General features: G+C 36.4%; 20 protein-coding genes, 1 tRNA gene and 1 pseudogene. 15 read left to right on the forward strand and 7 right to left on the reverse strand.

The genetic code is table 11. The features are described 5' to 3' along the window. Window positions 1–30 precede the first annotated feature (30 nt). The 5 genes from ACLBXA_RS14455 to odhA all read right to left on the reverse strand — a co-directional run bounded on the left by ACLBXA_RS14455 (window position 31) and on the right by odhA (window position 9,839). The gene (locus tag ACLBXA_RS14455) at window positions 31–1,572 is read right to left on the reverse strand and encodes a SagB family peptide dehydrogenase (protein WP_001175544.1); all 1,542 of its coding nucleotides are present in this window, start codon (window positions 1,570–1,572) and stop codon (window positions 31–33) included. Window positions 1,573–1,587: 15 nt separating this feature from the next. Continuing rightward, window positions 1,588–3,537: a TOMM precursor leader peptide-binding protein gene (locus ACLBXA_RS14460; protein WP_447617282.1), complete on the reverse strand. Its 1,950-nt coding sequence runs from the start codon at window positions 3,535–3,537 to the stop codon at window positions 1,588–1,590. Next, complete coding sequence (locus tag ACLBXA_RS14465) at window positions 3,534–5,453, reverse strand: putative thiazole-containing bacteriocin maturation protein (RefSeq protein ID WP_242297396.1); 1,920 nt, start codon at window positions 5,451–5,453, stop codon at window positions 3,534–3,536. The genes ACLBXA_RS14460 and ACLBXA_RS14465 overlap by 4 nt, the downstream gene beginning before the upstream one ends. Before the next feature lie 125 nt (window positions 5,454–5,578). After that, window positions 5,579–6,838, reverse strand: coding sequence for a 2-oxoglutarate dehydrogenase complex dihydrolipoyllysine-residue succinyltransferase (gene odhB / locus ACLBXA_RS14470; protein ID WP_000569919.1), 1,260 nt, complete (start codon window positions 6,836–6,838; stop codon window positions 5,579–5,581). Between the two features lie 133 nt (window positions 6,839–6,971). Further along, a complete protein-coding gene (gene odhA, locus ACLBXA_RS14475) occupies window positions 6,972–9,839 on the reverse strand; it encodes a 2-oxoglutarate dehydrogenase E1 component (protein WP_000197142.1) in 2,868 nt (955 codons plus the stop codon). 823 nt (window positions 9,840–10,662) lie between these two features. Between odhA and ACLBXA_RS14480 the strand changes: the two genes are divergently transcribed. The 9 genes and pseudogenes from ACLBXA_RS14480 (at window position 10,663) to ACLBXA_RS14520 (ending at window position 15,993) form a co-directional block, all read left to right on the forward strand. Then, on the forward strand, window positions 10,663–10,872 hold the full coding sequence (locus ACLBXA_RS14480) for a helix-turn-helix transcriptional regulator (protein ID WP_000428506.1): 210 nt from the start codon (window positions 10,663–10,665) through the stop codon (window positions 10,870–10,872). 2 nt (window positions 10,873–10,874) lie between these two features. Then, the gene (locus tag ACLBXA_RS14485) at window positions 10,875–11,252 is read left to right on the forward strand and encodes a hypothetical protein (RefSeq protein ID WP_001109901.1); all 378 of its coding nucleotides are present in this window, start codon (window positions 10,875–10,877) and stop codon (window positions 11,250–11,252) included. Between the two features lie 28 nt (window positions 11,253–11,280). Beyond that, a complete protein-coding gene (locus tag ACLBXA_RS14490; RefSeq protein WP_001178294.1) occupies window positions 11,281–11,463 on the forward strand; it encodes a DUF3976 domain-containing protein in 183 nt (60 codons plus the stop codon). Between the two features lie 132 nt (window positions 11,464–11,595). Further along, a complete protein-coding gene (locus tag ACLBXA_RS14495) occupies window positions 11,596–11,958 on the forward strand; it encodes a hypothetical protein (RefSeq protein WP_001036577.1) in 363 nt (120 codons plus the stop codon). A gap of 16 nt (window positions 11,959–11,974) precedes the next feature. Beyond that, window positions 11,975–12,243 (forward strand): annotated as a pseudogene (locus ACLBXA_RS14500) (hypothetical protein). 141 nt (window positions 12,244–12,384) lie between these two features. Next, window positions 12,385–12,981 (forward strand): hypothetical protein, encoded by a 597-nt coding sequence (locus ACLBXA_RS14505; RefSeq protein ID WP_140153110.1) that lies wholly within the window; start codon window positions 12,385–12,387, stop codon window positions 12,979–12,981. A 633-nt stretch (window positions 12,982–13,614) separates the two neighbouring features. Beyond that, on the forward strand, window positions 13,615–13,827 hold the full coding sequence (locus ACLBXA_RS14510) for an SDR family oxidoreductase (RefSeq protein ID WP_003258596.1): 213 nt from the start codon (window positions 13,615–13,617) through the stop codon (window positions 13,825–13,827). A 32-nt stretch (window positions 13,828–13,859) separates the two neighbouring features. Next, a complete protein-coding gene (locus ACLBXA_RS14515; protein ID WP_000054722.1) occupies window positions 13,860–14,759 on the forward strand; it encodes an ABC transporter ATP-binding protein in 900 nt (299 codons plus the stop codon). Then, on the forward strand, window positions 14,752–15,993 hold the full coding sequence (locus ACLBXA_RS14520; protein WP_000094237.1) for an ABC transporter permease: 1,242 nt from the start codon (window positions 14,752–14,754) through the stop codon (window positions 15,991–15,993). Before ACLBXA_RS14515 ends, ACLBXA_RS14520 begins: the two co-directional genes overlap by 8 nt. A 314-nt stretch (window positions 15,994–16,307) precedes the next feature. Here ACLBXA_RS14520 and ACLBXA_RS14525 read toward each other — a convergent pair. Then, window positions 16,308–16,378, reverse strand: a tRNA-Val gene (locus tag ACLBXA_RS14525). Between the two features lie 237 nt (window positions 16,379–16,615). Here ACLBXA_RS14525 and ACLBXA_RS14530 point away from each other — a divergent pair. The 6 genes from ACLBXA_RS14530 to ACLBXA_RS14555 all read left to right on the forward strand — a co-directional run bounded on the left by ACLBXA_RS14530 (window position 16,616) and on the right by ACLBXA_RS14555 (window position 24,301). Continuing rightward, window positions 16,616–16,822, forward strand: a complete 207-nt coding sequence (locus ACLBXA_RS14530) for a hypothetical protein (protein WP_447617285.1) — start codon at window positions 16,616–16,618, stop codon at window positions 16,820–16,822. 48 nt (window positions 16,823–16,870) lie between these two features. Next, a complete protein-coding gene (locus ACLBXA_RS14535) occupies window positions 16,871–17,143 on the forward strand; it encodes a hypothetical protein (protein ID WP_447617286.1) in 273 nt (90 codons plus the stop codon). A gap of 857 nt (window positions 17,144–18,000) precedes the next feature. Next, the gene (locus ACLBXA_RS14540; RefSeq protein WP_447617287.1) at window positions 18,001–19,482 is read left to right on the forward strand and encodes a type I restriction-modification system subunit M; all 1,482 of its coding nucleotides are present in this window, start codon (window positions 18,001–18,003) and stop codon (window positions 19,480–19,482) included. Continuing rightward, on the forward strand, window positions 19,475–20,710 hold the full coding sequence (locus ACLBXA_RS14545) for a restriction endonuclease subunit S (protein ID WP_447617289.1): 1,236 nt from the start codon (window positions 19,475–19,477) through the stop codon (window positions 20,708–20,710). The genes ACLBXA_RS14540 and ACLBXA_RS14545 overlap by 8 nt, the downstream gene beginning before the upstream one ends. A gap of 65 nt (window positions 20,711–20,775) precedes the next feature. Continuing rightward, window positions 20,776–21,369, forward strand: coding sequence for a hypothetical protein (locus ACLBXA_RS14550; protein ID WP_447617290.1), 594 nt, complete (start codon window positions 20,776–20,778; stop codon window positions 21,367–21,369). Further along, the gene (locus tag ACLBXA_RS14555; protein ID WP_447617291.1) at window positions 21,362–24,301 is read left to right on the forward strand and encodes a type I restriction endonuclease subunit R; all 2,940 of its coding nucleotides are present in this window, start codon (window positions 21,362–21,364) and stop codon (window positions 24,299–24,301) included. Before ACLBXA_RS14550 ends, ACLBXA_RS14555 begins: the two co-directional genes overlap by 8 nt. Window positions 24,302–24,345: 44 nt before the next feature. Here the strand turns inward: ACLBXA_RS14555 and ACLBXA_RS14560 are convergent, their stop codons facing one another. Further along, entirely contained in the window at window positions 24,346–25,077 is a 732-nt protein-coding gene (locus ACLBXA_RS14560) for a M48 family metallopeptidase (protein ID WP_447617292.1), read from the reverse strand. Window positions 25,078–25,139: the final 62 nt, after the last annotated feature.

Here is a 25,139-nt window from a genome sequence, read left to right on the forward strand (position 1 = left end):
TAAAAAAGCACGCCGTCCATCGGCGTGCTTTTAACTATGCAAAACCCCTTTTAACCAATTCCGCGCTCGATACGCCCCAACAGGAATTTGAATAAGAGACGTTTCATTCCCAGCATCAATACCGTACAATTGATCACATGAATTTGTATCAAAACTAAGTAATGGATGCCCGCCCATCCCCATCGCGGTCGCTGCAAAAACGAGTTTATGAACGAGTATACCAGCTTCCATTTGGTGAATACGATATCCTCTATAGCCTAATGCACGTGTATAGTAATCTTTCTTTCCGACTACATGTAAGCAAAGTGGTACTTGAAAAAGGTTTACGTTATCCATCGTCATACTAGATTGAAGAGGGTAACGAAGGTCTCCATACCGAATTGGTTGTATCGAATGTGTTTTACTATTATAAGCGTAAGCCCCGTTTTCAATATTTTTCACGTTATAAAAACATCCATATAAGAAGACGCGTGCATTTTCATTTGCATACTTACCGTCAAGGTCGTTGTAATAGGGGAAGGAGAGGCTCGCTTCTTGTAGTAAAGTAGCGAGCTCGGCTGCATCCCATTTCGTTAAAATAAAGTCCGCATCAGGAGAATATCGTTTTTTACAAAGTTGTAGGAAATCATACGATAACCGTTCTACTTTTGGTAGCTGTACAGCGTACGCATTATGTTGATAGTGCTCTTCATGATGTAGTGTTTGGAAGTGTGCTGTCGATTCGATCATAGAAGCTTCATTTATTTTTGTTATCATCGGATATTCACCTACATGTTTTGAGCGAACGAAATGTTCATGTGCTAACGGCGGAATTTGTTGCAACAACTCATGAGAAGTAACTGTTTTATTTTCACGGTAATCATTGTGAAACCAATTAGTTTCTGGCTCTGTACTTAAAGGAATAACGGCATACACACTTTCTTCACCTTCTGACAATCCGAGTAAATGGTTCAGTGCACGATCTAGAAATTGAAAGTATACGCCGTTCGTATAACCGAACTGTTTTGCACATTCTAGTAATTGCCCAATGAGAACCCCGCTATCTAATCCTTGAAGGCGATATGAAAAGTTATTGTATTTAAAGAAGTTTTTCCAAAACATAGTGGATACGAATGCGGCACCGAAACAATCATGTATATTACAGCGATTACCGAGTGCGTCTGCTAAATAAGAATCGAAATTTCCTTCGCGAAGTAAAATAAGTCGGTGATGCGCGGCGTCATAATGGTAAATGCCATCTGGATAATCGTCAATCTTTAAATAGATATACAATTCATTGGGATATAAAGCACCGCCTGAAGGAATGGATCTGCGTAATACATTTCTCTCGCTATTTAGCTGACATAATTGTGTTACACCAAATGAATACCAAAGGTAGTGACCAATCTCATTTAGAGTAGGTGTAGTAGAAGAGTTCGATAAAGATAACGGGATTTCTAAGGAGAGCGGGATGGTAGGTACATTTCGATATAATTTATAAGGAAGCGGTGCGTCTTTCCAGTCCACCTCATGATTCGGCATAATTTCATCAATAGAGAAATGGAGATGATGTAAAAAAGTATCTAGCTGCATGAAATCCCTCCTTTACTATGGAAACGGGTGCGGATGTGGATTTAATTGTTCATTTGTTAACGGTTCAGTGCTATATCCAAGTGTCATCGGTACGGTATAGACTCTATCTAATCCTGTAACACGAGTAAGGTGATGGCCGAATGTCATCGGTAACATGCCTGGAATAATGACTTTTACACAGTGTAGTCCGTTCTTTTCTATAAGGGGAACGGTTTGATCTACAACGATTATTTCAAGATTAGATTGATGCAAACGATTTAAAAGTTGGTGGAGATCGGATGTTAAATCCATATCAAATGACTGTGATACATTCATTTCTTGGAACGTTTGCACTGGTGCATCTTCTCGTAAAAGGAAGTGAAGACGTTCTTCCGTTTCTTTCAATCCATACAGCATACTGTGGTCTTCCATTTTATTAACGAAATAAGGATCTTGTAAGCATTTTTCATAGTATTCTCTTTTGTGCTCGAGTTCATCGTCTGTTATAAGTAACATGCCTGCTATTTCTTGAATGGCACTTTTTAAAGCTCGAATAGGATCTAAATGAGCGCCTCCCGCACAAACAACGTTCATTCCATTTTCACGTGTATTCTTTGCAATTACCCATAAGCTCGGGATGCCGTGTTCCATCGTCGCGTTAAAAGCGTGTAATTCATATCCAGTAATCGTACGTAACCGCTGGATCATTAATTGTAATTCTGTATCATTTGCTGAACTAAGATCAAGGCGGGGAAGAGGTAATTCGGCATACCAAGTGAGTAAGAAGGCATCACGCTCTACAATTTCTAAAATGCCGTGAAAAATCGCTTCTTCTAAACTACCGCCAATTGCACATCCATTTGATGTTTCATACACGAAAGCATCTCGATGACCAAGGCTATAATAAGCAATTGATTCAGGAACTAAAAGCGGTCTGTTTTGTGATAAAGAATATCCCCATACCCAGTTTTGCTCATAATCAGGATCAAACGGCTTAAATGGAAAATTATCACGATTGTAGTGTTCATTTGTATGCACACCGAGTGTAAGGGGATTTAGTGCATGTTCCTCTAAATCATGAAAACTACCATGCACATTTGTCTTTTTCCCGCGAGGCGACATACCGCAATATCGTTCTAAACCTTCTAAAATAGCAGTTGCTTCACTCACTGCAAATGAATGAGTTCGGCCTGCAACACCTTCATTTCCAAACATTAATGGCATGTTTATAATAACGTCAGCGAATGGCAATAAAGAATGCTGCATTTTGCCGTTCAACATACCGATCCGATAATCTAAATAGTCTTTCGTTAAAAATGTGTTTAATTCATGAATGGAACGGCAGCGATACGTTTCGGTGCTTACTTTTAAACTCGGTTGTAAAGAAACTTCCGCCGCATCCGCAGTATCATCAGGTAAACTACTACATACAGGACAGAGAGGATCTGGAAGAAAAGAATGCCGCGTACATTGTAATGTTTGTAAGTTTAGTAAAATAAGTTCATTTTCTAAAGAAGAATGGTTATGAGTTAATATTTTTTCTGTTTCTGCGCAAATAAGATGGCACATTTGTAACATGCCATTTTGGGTGGCACGTACATCACGCCTCGTTCCATTTTCGGCTTTAAAGGCATATTTCCGCTGTAGTTCCCACATTTCTTTTTGATCAAAGCCAGCGATAAAACGGCGTCCATCAGAACAATGGGAACATCCGGGCGTAAGAGGATGAATGTAAGGACCGATAATACCTTCGCCAAATGAAGTGAAACCACGAAGCCACGGAATATGATTTGAGCGAAAAATTAGCTCAGCATCATGATGAATAGTAGAAGGAGATCCATCATGTAATACGAGAGCGAGATAAATATTTTCAGGAAGTTCTTCTGTAAGGGTATGCTGACGAATGATGGAATATTGTTTGCATAATTGATCATGTACATAGTCTGCAAGAAGGCCATCCCCTATAAGCAATATATTTTGAGTCATAGACCGTCCTCCTTTGCAATTAATACCCCATACACACCGTCTAAGTTTTCTTTCAAAAATGGTTCGATTGCTAAATCAAACACGAAGGGATAAAAATTATGTTCTTCTAAATGCTGTAAGGCAAGCTGTAAAGATTGCACACTTGGAATTTCTTCTTCCGCTTGTATTTCCACCCTAAAAGAATCCGTGTCATATAAAATAATAGATGATTCAGGCAAGATATTAGCTCTGTAAGGAGTCTCTTCACTTTGAATGTGGAGCAGTGATAGTTGTAGTGCGCTCCGTAACGCTAACGTCATATTAATATTAGATGCACCGTACCATTTATCATTTATACCAACCCAAACGACTGGAAAACTGAGAATCTCTTCACTCATTGCGATTTTAGGTGTTTCATGAATTGTAGCAAGGGCATCGTAATAAAATCTACAATGTTTATCGTGAATATCAGTTAAATCAATCGTTGTAAGTTCTTCTAGCATATGTGACTGCCGTTCATACAATTTATTATTTAAATGTTGTTGTAGTGCCCGGTAAAATCCTTCTGTCATCGTTTCTCCAGCGCCAATACCGATATCGTTATGTTCAGGAATAAGGCGGTGAATGATTTCTGCTACATATGTTTCAATTCCTGTTAAACCAGCTTCTCGGCGTGCTTCATTATGAGTTAATCCACTGCGAGTCATAAGAGGCAGAAGGGGAGCTGGGCCATCTGATAATGGATTGGCTACTTGAATATAGCATTGTGATAACGGTAATTGATATGAATCTTGTTCATCCCATACATGGAATATACCGGCTTCTTTAGAAGTTAATGAGTCGAAAAAGCGGAATACATCAGTTGAAGTATGTTGGTTGGACCGATGCTCAAGTTTTTCAGAAAGATTTTCTATCGTATCAATTGTAAAACTTTCATCAGTTGCAAGAGGGTGTTTTATAAAAGGATGCCACGTTCCTTCAAGTGTTTCATAGTTTAATAAAAAGAATTGTAATTCTTTTTCACGATATAAATCATCCGCGACATGTTTAAACAATTCAAAAACGATTACATTTGCTAACATTGCAGATGTAATTGGTGAGAAGGAATCTGATGAATTTTCATTTTGCAAAGTCGTTTCATGTAGCCGATGCCATGCGGATTCCCAGCATTCATCACGATTTTCCGTTACGACAGGTCCAGCTATACCGAGTGTTGATAAACAAATAGCTGGTATAAAATTCTTTTTCGTTTCTCTACAAATAGTGTGAACTGTTTTTAAACCGTCAATGTCTCCATTTTGAGAAACATATAAAATCCAATCAAAAGGTTCGAATACTTCATGCAAGGGACGGTCAATTGTAGTATCGATTTCTTGAATGAGTACACCGTTATCAACTTCATATGCACGTTCTATTAGCTCATGTATTCTTTCATAGTTTGTTTCATCTCGATCTGTAACGAGGTAATGAAATGTAGGTAAACCAGATTCTAATAAAGAAGAAACTAAAGAAGTAAGCATATCTCCGGAGCCAAGTACAAGGACATTTGCTCCGCGGTACGTTTCAAATTTTAAAGCACCTGAATGAGAATCAGCTTCTAAAAATTCAATTTGTGAAGCATATCTGTCGAGTAATGTACTGTTTAATTCATGAGGTGCATCTTGATTTGCATCGCGAACGAAACCATTTTCATATAAAACCTCTCCAATTTCAAATACACGATTTTGATAGGGGAGAGGGAGACCATCAGTTATTTCTGCTAAAGAATGATTACCGTTAAACATTGGCATTAATTTTTCAATCCAGTCATAAATTCCATCACCGTCCATGCGAAATGAACTGGCGTTATTTCGAAAATAGACACCCCCGTTTGAATCGGGCAGGAAGAAAGTATCCTTATTTACTTTAAGTTTTGCATGAATTGGAAGGTTATTCATTTTAATCCTCCTTACGTTTAGGCATACATTATTATCTTATGTCATGAAATTTGTCCCGTATGAACGCAAAAAAAGGCTGTAGAATGATGTATTCTACAGCCTTTATATATTAGATTATTAATCTATCAACCTTCTAATAATAATGATTTTGGATCTTCAAGCATATCTTTAACAGCAACAAGGAAGCTAACTGCTTCTTTACCATCAACAATACGGTGATCGTAAGATAAAGCAATGTACATCATTGGGCGGTTTTCCATACGCTCGTTATCAATTGCAACTGGGCGTACTTGGATTTTATGCATTCCTAAAATACCAACTTGAGGGCTATTTAGGATTGGTGTTGACATTAGAGAACCGAATACACCACCGTTTGTAATTGTAAATGTACCACCTTGTAGTTCTTTTAATGAAAGTTTGTTATCGCGTGCTTTCATACCTAAATTACGAATTTCACTTTCGATTTCAGCGAAGTTTAATTGGTTAGCATCGCGTACAACTGGAACAACTAATCCATCTGGAGCTGCTACTGCAATACCGATATCATAGAATTTTTTGATGATAAGCTCGTCACCTTGAATTTCAGCATTTAATAATGGGAATTGTTTTAATGCTGCAACAACTGCTTTTGTGAAGAATGACATGAAGCCAAGACGTACATCATGTTTTTTCTCGAAAGCGTCTTTACGCTCTTTACGTAATTCCATGATCGCACTCATATCAACTTCGTTAAATGTTGTTAACATTGCAGATGTTTGTTGAACTTCTACAAGACGTTTTGCAATTGTTTGACGGCGGCGGGACATTTTCACGCGCTCAACTGGTTTTTCGAATTCCGTTTTTGCAACTGGAGCAGGAGCTGGGCTCTTTGGAGCAGCTGGTGCTTCTTTTGGTGCTGCAGCATGAGCTTGTACATCATGTGGTCTCACGCGTCCAAGTGGATCTGTGCTACGTACGTCGTTTAAGTCGATTCCTAATTCACGAGCCATTTTTCTAGCAGCTGGTGATGCGATAGGACGGTTCGTATTTGGTAAGCCTTGTAGACTCGTAGTTTGTTCAGCATTTGGAGCCGCAGCTTTCGGTGCTTCAGCTGTTTCTTGTTTTGCTTGCTCAGCAGGTGGTGCAGGTGTACTTACTGCAACTGGTGCTCCATTAGCATCTAAAATTGCGATAGTTGCGCCAACTTCAACTGTATCCCCAGGTTCGCCTAGTAACTTCGATACAATACCTGAATCTTCTGCAATGATTTCTACATTGACTTTATCAGTTTCAAGCTCAACAACGCTGCCGCCTTTCTCAACTTTGTCGCCTACGTTGATAAGCCATTGTGAAATAGTTCCTTCGGTAATAGATTCTGCAAGCTCAGGTACTTTAATTTCGATCATTTTAAATGTCCTCCCCTTATTTGCCTAACGGTGTGTTTTTTCTTCTTTTGTCTTCGGTAATCTCCATTTGTTAGCCTGGCCTTGGGCAGAATATCTGCCCAGGGAACAAGCTAGAAACCTTCATTATTACTTTTTAGTTGCTGAAAACTTCAATTTCTTGTTTATCTTGACGGAAGTTATACTTCACATCTAAAGCGTGTGCAACAATTAGTTCTTGCTCGGCTTTGTGAGCGAATGGATCGCCGCCAGATGGACTAGAGCGATCAGGACGTCCAATGTAACCTGTTTTCACTTTATCTCCAGCAAGTTCGAACAGAATTGGAGCCATGTAATGCCATGCGCCCATATTACGAGGTTCTTCTTGAACCCAAATGATTTCTTCTAAGTTTTTAAATCGTTTAATAATAGATTGAACTTTCTCAGCAGGGAATGGGTACAATTGCTCGATACGAACGACATGAACTTCGTCTAAGTTGTACTCATGTTTACCAGACTCGATTTCTGCTGCTAAGTCAATCGCCATTTTACCTGTGCTTAAAACAAGACGTTTTACTTTATTTGGTTTCGTGCCAAGGTTTTCTTGTTCTAAAGCAGGTTGGAAACGTCCTTCGCTTAACTGACTAGCAGTTGAAAGCGTAAGTGGGTGACGTAATAAACTCTTCGGCGTCATCAGTACTAATGGTCGAACAGCTTCTGTTCCTAAGATAGATGCTTGACGACGCAGGATATGGAAGTACTGTGCCGCGCTCGTTAAGTTTGCAACTGTCCAGTTATTCTCAGCAGCTAACTGTAAGAAACGCTCTGGACGTGCACTAGAGTGCTCTGGTCCTTGCCCTTCATAACCGTGTGGTAATAGAAGAACTAAACCAGATTTTTGACCCCATTTTGCTCTTCCAGCTGAAACATATTGATCAAATAATGCTTGCGCAGTATTTGAAAAGTCACCATATTGCGCTTCCCACATAACAAGAGTTTCTGGAGCGAATACGTTATAACCATATTCGTAACCAACAACAGCAGCCTCTGATAACGGACTGTTATGAACAGAGAATGATGCATTAATGTTTGGTAAGCGATGTAATGGTGAATATGTTTCATTTGTATCAGTATCGTGTAATACGATATGACGGTGCGCAAATGTACCACGCTGTGAATCTTGACCAGTTAAACGAATTGGCGTACCTTCTTGTAAAATAGAAGCGAATGCTAATGACTCAGCAAGTGCCCATTCAATTTTACCGTTCTCTTCTAAAGCATCTTTACGGCGCTCAAGAATTTTCTTCACTTTCGGATATACGTTAAAGCCTTCTGGCCAAGATAGTAGACCTTCATTAATTGCACGAAGTGAGTCAATCTCAACACCAGTATCAATTGGTTGAATGCCTTTTGCAACAACATCTGGCACTTTAACGTGAATTGTTGCATCGCTCGTATCAGCTGGCGGTACTTGTGCATAATCGGATTTTAATTGTTCTTGCGTAAACTGAGTAATTGTTTCAACCTCATCTGCATTTAGAACACCAGCAGCTTGTAATTGATCTGCATAAATTGCTCTTACAGTTGGGTGATTTTTAATTTTTTTGTACACTTGTGGTTGCGTAACCGCTGGGTCATCCATTTCGTTATGACCATATCGACGGTAACCGATTAAATCGATTAAGAAGTCTTTTTTGAACAACATGCGATATTGAATCGCAAGGTTAGCAGCTGCAAGACAAGCTTCTGGATCATCAGCGTTCACGTGAACAATCGGAATATCGAAACCTTTTGCAAGGTCACTTGAATATTTCGTAGAACGAGAATCATAGCTATCAGTTGTAAAACCAACTGCATTGTTTGCGATAACATGAATCGTTCCGCCTGTTTGATACGCGTTCAATCTGCTTAAGTTGAGCGTTTCAGATACAATACCTTGACCAGGGAATGCAGCATCACCATGAACTAAAATTACGAATGATTTTGAAATATCTTGATCTGGAAGACCAGATTTTTTACGATTCTCTTGAGCAGCACGTGCGAAACCTTCTACTACAGGATTCACGAACTCAAGATGACTCGGGTTATTTGCTAATGTCACGCGAGTGCTAACTTCTTCGTTACTAACGACTTGTTCTCTACCTAGGTGGTATTTTACGTCGCCAGTCCAGCCAGAATTGGCTACTGCGCCTTCTATTTTTGCATGTTTGAACTCAGCAAACATGTGACTATATGGTTTTTCTAATACGTGAGCAAGTACGCTTAGACGACCGCGGTGAGCCATACCAATCATGACATCCTCTACACCGTTCTTAGCACCTTCTAGAACAATTTCATCTAAAACAGGCACAAGCATATCAACGCCCTCGATAGAGAAACGTTTTTGCCCAACGAATGTTTTATGCAAGAATTGCTCGAAACCTTCAACAGCTGTTAAACGTTTTAAAAGAGCAGTTCGTTTTTTATTTGATAGTGGTTGACGCAATGAATTTGATTCCACCATTTGATGCAACCACGTGCGTTCTTCACTATCTTGTATATGAGAAAATTCATAAGCTAAAGATTTTGTATAAACGTCTTTTAATCTATGAATTACATCAAGTGCAGTGTGAATACCTTCTGGTGCATCTTGCCATACTGTTTTCGCTGGAATCGCTTTCAAGTCAGCATCGCTCAGTTCGTTCATTGCTTTCTCAAGAAGAGATTGTCCATTTGCAGCATCTTCCATCGGGTTGATGTGAGCCAACGTGTGCCCGAAAGAACGAATCTGCTCAACAAGTTGAACGACTTTAAGAATTTTTTCAATGTTACCTGTGTTTTGAGGAGAAAAATGTGTTGCTGTGTTGTCCCCTGTTACGACATCATCTTGAAACGAAGGAGCTCCAAAAATTTCAAAAAGCTCTTGTAATTCCGGATCAACAGAACCTGCTCCAGTTACGTAAAGATCATACTGTTCAATCACATAACCAAGGTTCGGACCGTGGAACTTGGCCCAAGGGTTTGTCGTTGTATTCTTCCTCGTCATTTGTTTAAACCTCCCAATGCATATAATCCTTTTCCATACAAAAGGTGCATTTTGCTCTTTTCAATAATTGATGAACCAATAATCAATGTAAATGTTTTCTTTACTCTTATGTTATTACAATAATTTACATAATACCAAACACTATTACTTATCTGTTTTGTAAAAAAACATTCACAATAACTTATCACCCAAGTTAATCTTTCACTTTATAAAGTAATTTTACAGAAAAATGGGGTGGATATATTTGGTATACCTACATTGAAAACTAGAATTGTTACATGTAAATATAAGTATAATCATTGGAATGTTTTGATAAAAGTTGATTCGAATTATGTATATTGAAATAATAAGCGCTTTCATAGATATTATACAACAATATAACGGAATATAGTATAAAAAATAAAAAATTATGAATTTACCATAAACTTTATTTCGATAGTGTTAAATATCGAAAGGAAAATGAAGGATTTCTACAAAAAAAGTGGTTAAACATAAAAAATGCTTTATAACCCGTTAGTTTCTATAAATATGCCAAAAAACACCGTAAAACAAATAACACATTGCATCTAATAAAGCAGAGAATGAAATATTTTAAAAGGATAAAACAAATATGAAGATATTAAATTTTTAAAAAAGTGAGGAGGAAATATAGTAACGATTACATACAGTGTTCCATGTTTTATTACAAAATAGACGTGCTGAAATCGAACAAGTTTCTTCTATATAAATAGAACGAAAACTGATTGAAATAAATGTAAAGGAACCTTGACGTAAAGTTTACTTTACATATATACTCGATATATGGAAGGAGGGAGAAATTTCCTTGGAAAATAAAATGGTCGAATACCGAAAGAAATTTGGACTATCTCAAGAAAAGTTGGCTGAGAAACTTGGAGTTTCCAGACAAACCATCATTTCAATTGAAAAGGGGAAATACGATCCATCACTTCCGTTAGCATTTGAAATAGCAAAAACATTTCAAACAACGATAGAACATGTATTTATTTATGAAGGAAAAGAAGAGGGGGAATAGGGATGAATTATTCACAAAAGTACTTTGTAATTATGGGGATTATTTTTCTATTTATGAGTGGATTTATGATATTAACAGGTATAATGACGCATTCTGCACCGCCAGCTATAACGTATCCATTGCTTGGGATGATGATTATGAGTTTCTGTCTAAGCTACTTGCACCCGCAATTTAAAGAAAAAGACGAGCGAATGAAACTTATTCGTTATAAAGGAATGTTTGTAACCTTTTTTGCATTAACAGCATATTATCTTCTTTTCTCTATCGGCTTAAACTTAAAAATACTTACACTATCTGCTACTGAATTATTGAATATACTTATGGCACTTACGATGAGTACCGTCTTTATCTCATTTGTTGTTTTGGCAAAAAGATATTAAGATGGAAGAGAGAAAGGAAGATTAACATATGCAAATGATGTATGCTTTTGGCATTGGGCTTGTATTATTTTTAGCCGTATTCTTATTTATTCGTAAAGATGTTCAAGGTGGGACATTAACGAAGCGAGGATTTTATAAATTAATCGGCTGTTTAGTTGTTATGCTTATAGCGATTATTGTAATGATCGTATTAATTAATCAGTCACTATAGAATGTAAAAACGGAATTTTACTTCGGTAAGGTTTTTCTTTATTATTAAACCTGAAAATTACCGCTAAATCCATTTACTGTAAATAAATTGTGTTATATAATCCAATGAACTGATAGATAAGGAGTGTAGTATATGAATAAAAAAACTATCTTCTATTTATTAACTTGTATACTACTTGTAGCTAGTACTACTTATATAATATGTAACAAAAGAGAACAAGTGCCACCTATATTAGTATGGGACGAACAAGAATACTATGTTACGAATGAACCTGCCAAAGTAGAAGAAGTTGGGCAAAAACTTGGCGAAGTAACAAAGAAAATTAAAACAAGTAAAAACCCTACTAAAAATAGAGAATCTAATACATTACAAGAGAAAACAGAAGTGTTTACAATGATTGAGGAAGAAAAAAGTGAATATCCGCCTTTAATCATAAAGGAAGCTTATAGTGATGAATATAGGGTAGTGAGGCCGATGTTGAAGCAAGTATTATGATGAAAAGGGGATTCATATGCAGAAAGAAACTGCGTATCTATGGTTGTTAAGAAAAACTTTTTCCTTTGCTTTATTTTGCCTCCTATCGGTGCATTTTACATTGTAATGAATAGAGGGGCACTACAAAAGAGAGACTTCATTTTATATTTATTATTTGCTGCTATTAATATATCACTTTGGTTATCGCTTATGATCTTTGATCGGACTATATGGATGGTAGTAGGGAACAGAAAATGTGGTTCATTTGTGCTACGGATACAGATTGATAGAAGAGAGGCCTTGTAGGAATGCTGCAAGGCTCTTTATATTTTTGGGAATTAATAGAAAATTAATCATATAAATGCTATACTAAAAAATGTTTGTAATGTCAGTTTCATAATATTGTATGATACTGACTTACTAGAAAAGATAATGAGGAGAATGAGCGTGCAAAAGATAAAGAGATTATTGCTATTAATGATGGTAGTAGGATTAACAGCGGTTGTTTTAGCAGGGTGTGCAAATCCGAAAGATACTACAGAAGAATTTTTAACAGCGATACAAAAAGGTGATGTAGAAAATGCTCGTACATTTGTTGAGAGTGACAAGGAATTTAATAAACTAAATGAAAAAACAGATGATGCTGAGGCAAAAGCAATGCTAAGTGCAATTACAAAGAACTTTAAATTTGAAAAGCTAGAAGAAGTATCGAAAAAGGATGACAAAGCAGAAGTGAAAGTGAAAATTACATCTGTTGATCTATCTGTTGCTGTAACAAAAGCAGTGGGAGAAGTTATGCCAATGGCCTTCGCTAGCGCATTTAGCGAAGACAAAGAACAATCTGAAAAAGCGATTGAAAAAACAATGACCTCAACTATCATCAAAAACTTAACGGATAAAGATGCAGCAATGGCAACTCGCGAAGTTACATTGAACTTAAAGAAAGACAAAGATGGCGACTATAAAATCGTTGCTGACGATAACTTGAAAGAAGTATTGTTTGCCAATGCAAAGTCTTTGGAGAAGATGTTTGGTGGGAAGTGATTGAATTAGATAAAAAAGAGACACCATATCACATAGAAGGTTGATATGGTGTCTCTTTTTTATGAACCTGGAGAGGTTTGAACTCACGAAATTAATTATATAAATTAGATATTATGTTTTTTTGAATTCAAGACATAAAGCTAGTTGTAACAGAGGAGGTACTGTATTCTATGTTTTCTTATGCGGATCCTGTAACGTAGAAAGGTAAAATTTCTGGACCAGATTTTAATTAGTGTTCCTTCAGCTTTAATGAGGAGGTGTACGAAGATGTTGTGACTATGCCTGCTGGATACTATTAATTGTGAAGTTAAATAAGACAACAATTTATTAGCGGAAGATTAGTTAGTTTAAGTATCAGATTTAGGTGTTTAACAGGGGTACTAATTAATTTCAGTTCTTCCATGAAAAATTATAGAAAAAGTATGGATAAACAAATTCTTGTTTTAAGTGAATTTTGTAAATGTGGGGGCTGCTTTAAATAAAGATGGTCAAACACTATGTAAATAATTGAGAGTATTAAAATATGCAGAATTGCATATTAAATATTTAAAATCTTATGCTAACCTTATAATGCGAAATATAACATTTGTTGGTAATGATTCATTTTTGAAAGATAAAAAATGAATCATTACAGTGGTATACAATTCACTGTCCTATAGCATAAACGATAATAACGAAAGCTATTTGAAGTCCTTTGAAGGAAATAAGTTATTAAAAAAGATTCCATATAGAAAATTTGTTGAAATTTCAGATGTAACAAATGTCATTTTATTTTTAATGTCTGATAAAAGCGATGCCATTAGAGGGCAAAATATTGTGGTTGACTATGGATATACAATTGTATAAATAAATCATCTTGGGATTTAAGGGTGTGGATAATGAGTTTACTAATTAAAGATTTAACAAAGAAATTTGACGAGCATGTTGCAGTGAATAATTTGAATATCGAGATACCAAAAGGTGAAATATTTGGATTCTTGGGCGGGAATGGAGCAGGTAAAACGACTACATTTCGAATGATACTTGGACTTTTATCGAAATCAAGTGGGACCATTTCATGGAATGGTAAACCTATAAATTATGGTGTTACAGATAAAATTGGGTATTTACCAGAAGAACGTGGTCTTTATGCGAAAATGACTGTCAAAGAACAAGTTAACTTTTTTGCAAAACTAAAGAACATGAAAAGTAAAGATGCAGAAAAAGAACTTCACTATTGGCTGGAGCGTTTTAATATTACTGAGCATCTGAACAAAAAGGTAGGAGAACTTTCTAAAGGGAATCAGCAAAAAATCCAGCTGATAACAGCGATTATACATAAGCCTGAACTCTTAATTTTAGATGAACCATTTAGTGGTTTAGACCCAGTAAATGTTGAAATGTTAAAAGACGCTGTTCTTGATATGCAAAAACAAGGGTCGTCAATTCTTTTTAGTTCACATCGTATGGAACATGTGGAAGAGTTATGCCAACACATTTGTATTATGCACAAAGGTGTACCTGTTGTTCAGGGTGACATTGCCAAAATTAAAAGTGATTTTGGTAAAAAGAACGTTGTAATCGTTGGCGATCATGACTTTGACCATTTGAAAGAAATAAAAGGTGTAGAAAGTATGAAGAAACGTAAAAATGCAGTTACTCTTAAAATTTCATATGAAGAAGTGTCACATGTTTTATTTAAAGAGATAACAAAATTAGGGTATGTTAAAAAGTTTGCAGTAGAAGAGCCTACATTAAATGATATCTTTATTGCGAAAGTAGGTGCACAAAATGAGTAGTTTCTGGACAATTTTTTTACAAAACTATAAATCTAAAGTGAAATCAAAATCATATTTTGCTATTACAATAATAGTTTCTATGTTAATTATAGGATTGATGAATTTTGACAAGATTTATAACTTGTTTGTAGGTAACGAGGACGATCAAGTTGTTGTTGTAACAGAAAAAGAAGAATTATATTCAACCATTCATCAAGTGTTTAAAAATGTCGATAGTAAGATACAAGTTAAACGTAGCACGGATAAACAAAAAGCAGAATCAGGTGTTAAAAATGGTGATTATACATATGCAATCGTTGTAGAGGAATTGAATAATAAACAATTAAAGGCTACGTATATAACTGAGACGGATGTAAATCAGCAAGATGTTAGCAAGGTTCAAACGATTTTATCTCAAATACAATCTTCTAACTTCGCCCAGCAATTGAATCTATCGCAAGATGAATTAAAGGTGTTAACAACGCCAGTAGAAATTCATACCAAAACGGTTTCAGATAAGGTTAAAGATGGAGAACATACTGAGGGTGTAGGGATTTTAATTAATGTCTTTATCATGCTAAATTATCTAATGATATTAATGTATGCTGCACAATTAGCAACAGATGTTGCAACAGAGAAATCTTCTCGTGTTATGGAGTTAGTTGTTTCAAGTATTTCGCCTACCAAACATTTATATGCGAAGCTATTCTCGACATTATTGGCTGGTATTACGCAAATCATAATTTGGGGCTTGGTCGCAACTGTTGGATATAAAACAGCAATTAATGATTCGAAAAATGATATTTTAAATAGTATTGATTTAAATTCTGTTGCTCCAACTCTAGTGTTTTATGGGATTCTATTCTTCACATTAGGATTCTTATTATATGGCTCATTATCTTGTCTATTTGGCTCTATCATTACGCGTATAGAGGAATCTTCTCAAGCTGTTATGCCGCTGATGTTTATGTTACTTGCTGCTTTGTATATTGCAATTTATGGAATGTCAAATCCAAGCAGCATGGTTGTTACCATTACTAGTTATGTACCTTTCTTTACTCCTATAGTTATGCTTGTACGAATTGGATTCCTTAATATCCCAGTATGGGAGATTGCGCTAGCATTAGGGATTCTAATCGCAACAATATGTATAATGATTGGTTTAACGAGTCGTGTTTACCGCGGTGGCGTATTAATATATGGTAAAGGTGCATTTAGTAATATCAAAAAGGCAATCAAGTTAGGGCAAAAATAGGATTCGTCTATTCATTTTTAAACTTAAATTTACAAAGATCTGCATAGTTAAACTGTGTAGATCTTTTTTGTTGAGAAATTTATATAAATAAATATAAAAATTGCCGTATTAGGCTATTTTTCAAAGAGAATTTTAAAAAGCTCTCAAAAGAGAGTAAAGAATCGAGTTCTAGCGAACAACGCAGAGCGATGATTAATATAATTTATGTCTTTCTCCAAAATGGAGAAAAGAAGTAGGGAAAAAATTTAGTTTTAATAATAATCATTTATTTGCTACATAAAGAAAACCCCTTGACTATCAAGGGGTTTTTCATATGATCCCGGAGAGGATCGAACTCACGACCTCCACCCTGTCAAGGTGGCGCTCTCCCTGCTGAGCTACGGGAGAAACGTTGATTTAAAGGTATTTTTACGGGTTTGTATAAACGGAATTCTATTAAAAAAGCAGTGATTTTTGCAAGTTCTGTGACCATTTGTGACCACAAAATTATGTGCTTAGCTGTCTGTATAATGGTAAGGGGAATGAGGAGACTCATTCCTTTTTGATGTAGAGGGGGGAGAATTTCCACAATTAGAGGAGGACTTGTGGAGAGAATAGGCATAGGGTGGTTCAGACACAGGGTATGGAAATGTTGAGTGTCCGAGAAGGAAATATGAGAGCGTGGAAGCTGAAAAAGAAACTTGACAATAGAAGGACAGAAGTCGAAGAGATTTTAAATCTTGTTGATAATAAGAATCAATTAACATCAAAAGTTGATAAGCTAGGAAAAGATGTTGGGGCTAAGAAAGTCAAGATTGATATGATTTACATTCTAATAAAAAACATTTAAACTGTATAAATGAATTAATTAATAATAGATGCAAAAAGGAGAATTATCGTGAAAACAAAAAAATGGACAATTTGGGGAATTATCTTTTACATCCATTCAGCAGTATTACTTTTCTTAGGATTTGATAGACTCGGAGGATATCAAAATTCTGAAACATATACCGATTCGAATAAATATGCCTACGTAGGTGGAGATGCGTATAATTATATTATCAATACAAATGTACTTACAGGTTTCTTTGTACTTAGTGCGTCATTCTTTGTAGCAGGTACAATGTTAATCGCAACTGGTTCAATTCTAAGAGCTATCAAGGCAAAGTAAGTGGAGAACAAATACTTGAACCGCCAATAACACCATATAATTAAAAATGGATTTCCTTCGGGAGGTCTTTTTCTATCTCTACCTTTGTTTCTACGAAGCAGGACATGACTTACGGGATAGTACAGATTCAACTCTCTGCTCATTATAAGGAGAAGAATGAAGCCTCTAGAATTGTCTGCTAAAGGGTTTTTCCAACGAGAGATTATTGAAAATGTAAGTAGAGGTTAGTAAGAAGGAATGGTTATGTGACCATTTGTTGCCACAAAATTATGTGCTTAGCTGTCTGTATAATTGTAAGAGAAAGTTGTTTTGCTATCGGGAACTATACTAATTTTCGATGGAACTTTTGCTTTAGTAAGGATTGTTACAGTAGAACTTGAGAAAAGAAAAAGAACCACGATGCCGACCAAGCTGATGGTTCTTCTTCTGATTCCAAATAATTGAATTAGATAAACTACCACAATGCTGTAAATAGTTGTACGCAGAACTCGATGTTAGCGCATCGAGTTCTTTTTATTATGTGCCAATTGTATCATTAATATAATATTCTTAAAAGAAGGTGGGAAAATCAATCTTCTTTGTTGATATAGGATAGTATACTGCTACATTATTGCGTCTCTCTTACTTATGAAAAGAGGGAGGCTCTTATCACACAACATTTAATGAAATATTGCTTTTATTAGTTACTGGGATTAGGAAATCTCACAGCACTTTTTAGTATCTGGTTCAGTAGCCATATGCTTAGATATAGACAGGAAGAAGCTAGTTGTAAGGGGGTTATTTTGTTATAGTAGAAGATAGACAGCCTATTCAATAACATGCATGGATATAGATGTAATTCAAACGGAGGAAAGAACATGGAGAAATTAACATTACAACAATTGGAATCTCATTTATGGGAATCTGCGAACATATTGCGAGGAAGTATTGATTCCTCTGATTATAAAAATTACATATTTGGTTTACTGTTCCTAAAGCGCTTAAATGATGTATTTGTAGAAACAGCAAAACGTATTGAAGAAGAGGAACAAGATGACTACGGATGGTATGACCGTGATGAGCATCAGTTCTTCGTTCCAGAAGGTGCAAGGTGGGAAGATATTCGTTCAAAAACGCAAGACATTGGTAACTCTATTAACAAAGCATTCGAACAACTAGAAGAAGAGAACGTATCGTTACAAGGGGTACTAGCAACAATCGATTTTAACGATAAAGAGAAGCTATCTGACAACCTTTTACTGCAATTGATGCAGCACTTTTCCAAAATTGATTTGAGCAATGCAAGTTTGTCCGAGCCTGACATGCTTGGTCGTGCATATGAGTATCTGATTAAGAAGTTCGCAGATGATGCAGGTAAAAAAGGTGGAGAGTTCTATACACCTAGTAAGGTAGTAGAACTTATTGTAAAGCTAATTAAGCCAGAAGAAGGCATGCGTGTATGTGACCCTACTGCAGGTTCTGGTGGTATGCTTATCCAAGCGGTTGACTGCATCAAAGAAAAAGATGGAAACCCACGAAATCTGGTCCTACATGGGCAGGAAAGAAATCTTAATACATGGGCAATTTGTAAAATGAATCTCTTGTTACATGGATTAAGTGACCATCGTATTGAAAAGGGAGATACGATTCGTGACCCGAAACTCACGGAAGAAGGTGAACTTATTTTATATGACCGTGTTATTGCCAACCCTCCATTCAGCTTAAAGAATTGGGGACGTGAAGAGGCGGAAAGTGATGAATATGGTCGTTTTCGCTTTGGCTTACCACCAAAAACAGCGGGAGACTATGCGTTTATTCAGCACATGATTGCAACATTAAATCATGAAGGAAAAGCTGGAGTTGTTATGCCTCACGGTGTTCTATTCCGTGGAGGAGCAGAGGGGAAAATTCGTAAGGGAATTATTGAGGAGGACCTAATCGAAGCAGTTATTGGATTACCTTCAAACTTGTTTTATGGTACAGGTATTCCAGCGAGCATCCTTATTCTGAACCGTAATAAGACGGAAGAGCGTAAAAATAAAATCTTCTTCCTAGACAGTTCTCAGGACTATCAAGAAGATAAGAATCAAAATACATTACGTGACCAAGATATTGAAAAACTTGTAGCGGCATATGACAAATACGAAGAGGTAGAGAAGTATTGTCGTGCTGTAAACATCGAAGAAATTCGTGAAAATGACTATAACCTAAACATTACTCGTTATATTGATACAACAGAGGAAGAAGAACAAATTGATGTAGCTGTCGCATTAGCAACACTTTGTAAGTTGGAGAAAGAGCGTGAAGAGATTGAAGAGGTAATGTATAGGTATTTAAAGGAGTTGGGGTATGGTGAGTGATTACAAAAAAACACCTATAGGCTTGTTCCCAAACAATTGGACAGTAAAGAAGAATGGTGAATTATTTGACAATAAAAGTATAAAAAACTTTCCCGATGAACCTGTGTTATCGGTAACTCAAGACAAAGGGGTACTACCAAGAAATCTGTTAGAAAAAAGAATTACTATGGAAAATAGTAATTCAGCAACTTTTAAATTGGTAGATAAAGGGGATTTTATTATAAGTCTTAGGTCATTTCAAGGTGGTCTCGAGGTTTCAGAGTATCGTGGTATTGTGAGTCCTGCTTACACTGTTATCAAACCTAAATTGCCTATTGTAACAGATTTTTTTAAGTATTATTTCAAATCTAATAAATTTATTAATATCTTAGACAAGGCGGTCATTGGTATCCGTGATGGAAAGCAAATTAGCTTCTCGGTATTTTCAGAGTTGTTTACCCCGTATCCACCGCTTCAAGAGCAGTCAAAAATCGCAAAAATCCTTTCATCTATTGATGAAGCAATTGAAAAAACAAAAGATATTATTGAACAAACAGAACAAGTGAAAAAAGGATTAATGCAGCAATTTTTTGCAAAAGGAATTGGACATACAAAGTTTAAGAAAACAGAGATTGGGGAGATTCCTGAGGAGTGGGAGGTGGTAAAGGTAGGGGAATTGTGTGAGAGTATAGTTCCAGGGAGAAACAAACCTAAGGAGTTTAATGGTAGTATACCGTGGATTACTGTTTCAGATATTGATGGACCTTACATTACTACTTCGAAATCGGGGAATTTTGTTAGTAGAGAAGAATTAGAAAGAGTCGGAGGGAAAATTATTCCGCCAAACAGTGTTATTATGACTTGTGTTGGAACATTTGGAATAACAGCCGTTGTTAAAACGGCAATCACAATTAACCAACAATTACATGCATTTGTATGCCCACCAAGTGTAAATCCCTTATTTTTGTCAAAGGTACTAGAATTAAAGGAAAGCTATATGAAAAAATTAGCAACACAGACCACGATACCTTATTTAAATAAAAGCAATTGTAACAGTATACCAGTACCTCTACCAAGTTTAGAGGAACAAAATACAATCTCTCACATATTAGGAATGCAAGATGCCAAATTAAACAATGAATTAAAAAAGCTAGAGACTCTAAAATTTTTGAAACAAGGTCTCATGCAATCTCTTCTTACAGGAAAAGTTCGTGTAAAAGGCGATGAAGCTGAGGTGACGAACGTATAACGTTATCTACAGACAAGAATAAAAATACCTTGTAGGAACACGACAGTATTTAAGGAGATGTCTTTATGAAGAATTATGGGGAAGAACTTGCGTATTGGTATTTACGTTTGAATGGTTTCTTTGTATTAGATAACTTTGTCTATCATCAAACAAAACATAATCGGAATGGGGACGCCGATATACTTGCAGTACGTTTACCATATGTGAAAGAGGAAATTGGTGGTAATGAAAATGATTGGGATGAAAAATTATTTAGTTACTTAGAGGAATACGACGTAGCAGGTGTGTTATGTGAAGTGAAAACAGGACCTAGAGCCAACCTTGAGAGCGCTTTTGAAAGCCATAAAGTAAAATATGCTCTTAATAGAGTAGGATTTTCTGAACTTGAAATAAAAAAAATGCTCTTTGAACAAGAAAATCATTTTGTACTACGATGTGACGGAAAAAAATTTATGAAGCTAGTGGTTTCTGAATACGAAGTTACAAGTACAATATCTTCCTTAAATTTCGCTTTAGAGTATATTGAAGAGTTTATTTATAAGAGAATAGATACATATAGACGTCAAAAGTATACTGCTAGGCATTTTTTTCCTTCTTCTTTACTGCAATACATGATGTATAGAAAAGAAACAAGTTATCGGAGAGATGACTATGCGTAATCAAAAGTGGAACGAAAAAGAATTAGTGGAAGACCGTATGATTGCACAATTACAAGAACTGGGCTATGAACATCCTCATGGTCCTTCTCTTGACTCAGAACGAGAATCAAGAGGTGAATTTATTTTAAAAGAGCGCCTAAGCAAAGCTATCCTACGTTTAAATCCTTGGCTTTCAGACATAAACCTAGCAAAGGTTATGCGTTCTATTACACATATTGAATCAATAAGTTTAATGGAAGCAAACCAAAAATTTCATGAAATGATAGTCAACATGATTTCTGTTCAACAAGACCTTGGCAAAGGGAAGAAGAATCAAACGGTAAAACTCATTGATTTCGAAGGACCTAAGAACAATGAGTTTCTTGTCGTAAACCAGTTTACCGTTAGTAATGCTCAAAGCAATATTCGCCCTGACCTTATCATTTTCATAAATGGGTTACCACTTGTCATCATAGAATGTAAAAGTCCTATGCTGCCTCCAGATGAGCAAATTGGTGAAGGCGTACGTCAGTTACATAGATATCAAAACACACATGAGCAGCTATTTCATTACAACCAATTTATGATTGTTACGAGTAATGACCGTGCCAAAGTAGGGACAATTGGAGCAAAAGCGCAGCACTATGGGGAGTGGAAAGACCCATACCCAAGAACAGTTGCAGAACTTGTGGTTTCTCCAACACCACAGGATATTTTAACGGTGGGAATGTTAACAAAAGAGAATCTACTAGATTTAATTCGTAATTTCATTGTGTATGAGCCAGTAGAAGGTCGTATAATCAAAAAACTTGCTCGTTACCAGCAGTTTCGTGCGGTAAATAAAGCAATTGACCGTATTTTACGTACAGAGGAACAAACGCAACGTGGTGGTGTTGTATGGCATACACAAGGAAGTGGAAAATCTTTAACAATGGTGTATCTTGCTGTTAAGCTGCGACGGATTGAAGAACTGAAGAACCCTACTATCGTTGTAGTGACAGACCGTAAAGACTTAGATGACCAAATTACAAATACGTTTCGTCGTTGTGGCTTCCCAAATCCACAGCAGGCAGATTCAGTTTCACAATTACGGCAGCTGCTTCAACAAGGCGTAGGTTCTACTATTATGACATTGGTACAGAAGTTCCAAGAGGATGCAGAGACAAAGGAATTTAAGAACCTATCTACTGCTGAGAATATCTTTGTCATGATTGATGAATCTCACCGTTCACAATATGGTGGATTAGCAACCATAATGAAAAGTGCTATGCCAAATGCTTGTTACTTAGCATTTACAGGTACACCAATCGATAAGGAAGATAAAAGTACAAAGCGTACATTCGGACCATACATTGACAAATATACGATTGAACAAGCAGTAGAAGATGGGGCAACAGTACCTATTTTTTATGAAGCAAGAATGGCTGACTTACATGTACAAGGAGATTCGTTAGACGAACTGTTTGAGCGACAATTCCGTGAGTACAGTGAGGAGGACCGAGAACGTATTAAGAAGAAGTATGCGACAGAACAAGCAATTATTTCTTCTCGCAAGCGGATTAAACGTATTGTATTAGATATGATTGAACATTATGAAACACATATTCAGCCAAATGGATTCAAGGCACAAATTGTAGCAATTAGTCGTGAAGCAGCAGTTATGTATAAAGAGATGTTGGACGAGTTGAGTAATTATGAATCCAAGGTTATTATGTCAGCGGGTCATAACGATAAGGAACATCTTCAAAAAAATCATTTGTCAAAAGATGAAGAAAAAGATGTGATTGCTCGTTTCAAGAAGCCGATGTCAGAGGATAAGTTATGTTTCTTAATCGTGTGTGACAAGCTACTGACAGGCTTTGATGCTCCAATCGAACAGGTTATGTATTTAGACAAGCCAATTAAAGAACATAATCTTCTACAAGCCATCGCTCGTACAAATCGTACATATGATAAAAAGACTTATGGTTTGATTGTCGATTATTACGGTGTTTCTAGATTCCTAGAGCAAGCACTTAATATTTTCAATAAAGAAGATGTACAAGGGGCATTGCAAAATATTGATACTGAAATACCAAGATTACAGTCTCGTCATCGTTCTGCGATACGTTTTTTCAACTATATCTCGACAGATAATCTAGAGGCATGCTTACAAGTGTTAGAGCCAGAAGACGTACGAAATGAATTTGATACAGCGTTTAAACGTTTCTCAGAAAGCATGGATATGGTAATGCCTAGTTCTAAAGCACATGATTACATAGCAGATTTGAAATTTTTAGGTAAAGTACGGCAAGCAGCAAAGTCTCGATATCGTGTAGATGGGATGGATATTAGTGACTGCGGAGAAAAGGTAAAACAGCTTATAGAGGAGCATCTTGCAGCAGTAGGTATTGATGTTGTTCACGAACCAATTGATATTCTTTCGAATCGATTTGAAAAACAGATAGATGAAACGAAGATACCAGAAGGTAAAGCGGCTGAAATGGAACATGCCATTCGACATGAAATACGAGTCAAGTTGGAAGAGAATCCAGTCTACTATACATCTTTAAAGGAACGACTTGAAGAACTCCTTCAACGGCGTAGAGACCGTCAGATGGATATCGACGAGTTGCTGGAAGAATATCGTAATATGGTGAATGATATGCGGAATACAGCGCAAAAAGGTGAAGAACAAGGCTTTACTCGTGAGCAATATCCGTTTTATCAAATGCTGGAGAAAGAAATGCCTCCATATGATGATGTAGAGGATGTGAAAGCATTGACGCATCTTATAACGGACATTATTCAGCAGGAAGCAGATATAGTAGAATGGACGACTAAAGAAGACGTAAAACGTGAAATGCGGAAGAAGATTAAGAAGCAACTCCGTGTAAGTCCTTGTCCAAAAGAAAAATTGGAGAGTTTAACACAGCAATTGATTGACTTAGCAACAGTACATTATAAGAAATAAAAATGATAATGAAAAAAGCCATCTTTCTTGAGATGGCTTTCCTTCTATTCCAGTGTTAAAGTAGGTCCGTTTACACGTAACCAATCTTTACGTTGTTCATAGTCGGGGAGGATAGAGCGCACAAAGTTCCAGTAGTCATTACTGTGATTCATATATCTTAAATGTGCCAATTCATGCACGAGTACGTAGTCTATAATAGACATTGGTGACATGATAATTCTCCAGTTTAAATAAATGTTACCTTCAGATGTACAAGAACCCCAACGCATTCTTTGCTCCTTTAGTTGCACATCATTAGGTGTAACACCCATCTTAGCACAATATAGCTTTAAACGTGACTGTACTTTCGCTTTACCGTGTTCAAGATACCAAGTTTTGAACAACTCCAGCAATTGCTTCCTCTTCTCATCTTCGTCTATTCCATATGGAACAGTTGCGATGAATCTTCCTCTTACAAAGTTTAACTGCGCTTTCTGTAGTTCTTTTTCTCTATATACTTTTAATCGATAGTTTCGTCCTAGATAAGCAAATTTTTCACCACTGACAAATTCCTTGAGCAAAGGTGGTTCAGTTATCTCATTGACCTCTTTTAGCTTTTGAAGGATAGTAGGTGCTTTCTTGCGCACAACCTCCTCAATTTGCATATTAGTAATGCCTGTAGGAGCGATGAGCCGAATGCCTTCCATCCATTCAACAATAATAGATACGTCTTTCTTATCGTCGGCATATTCGATGTCATATTCAATAGCTGTAGTTCCATATTGAAAAGTCGGCATATTATAACTCCTTCCCATGTATATCATTATTTTACGGACAGGAATACATTGTGGCAACTGTA

The sequence above is a fragment of the Bacillus sp. D48C genome, from assembly GCF_053345735.1.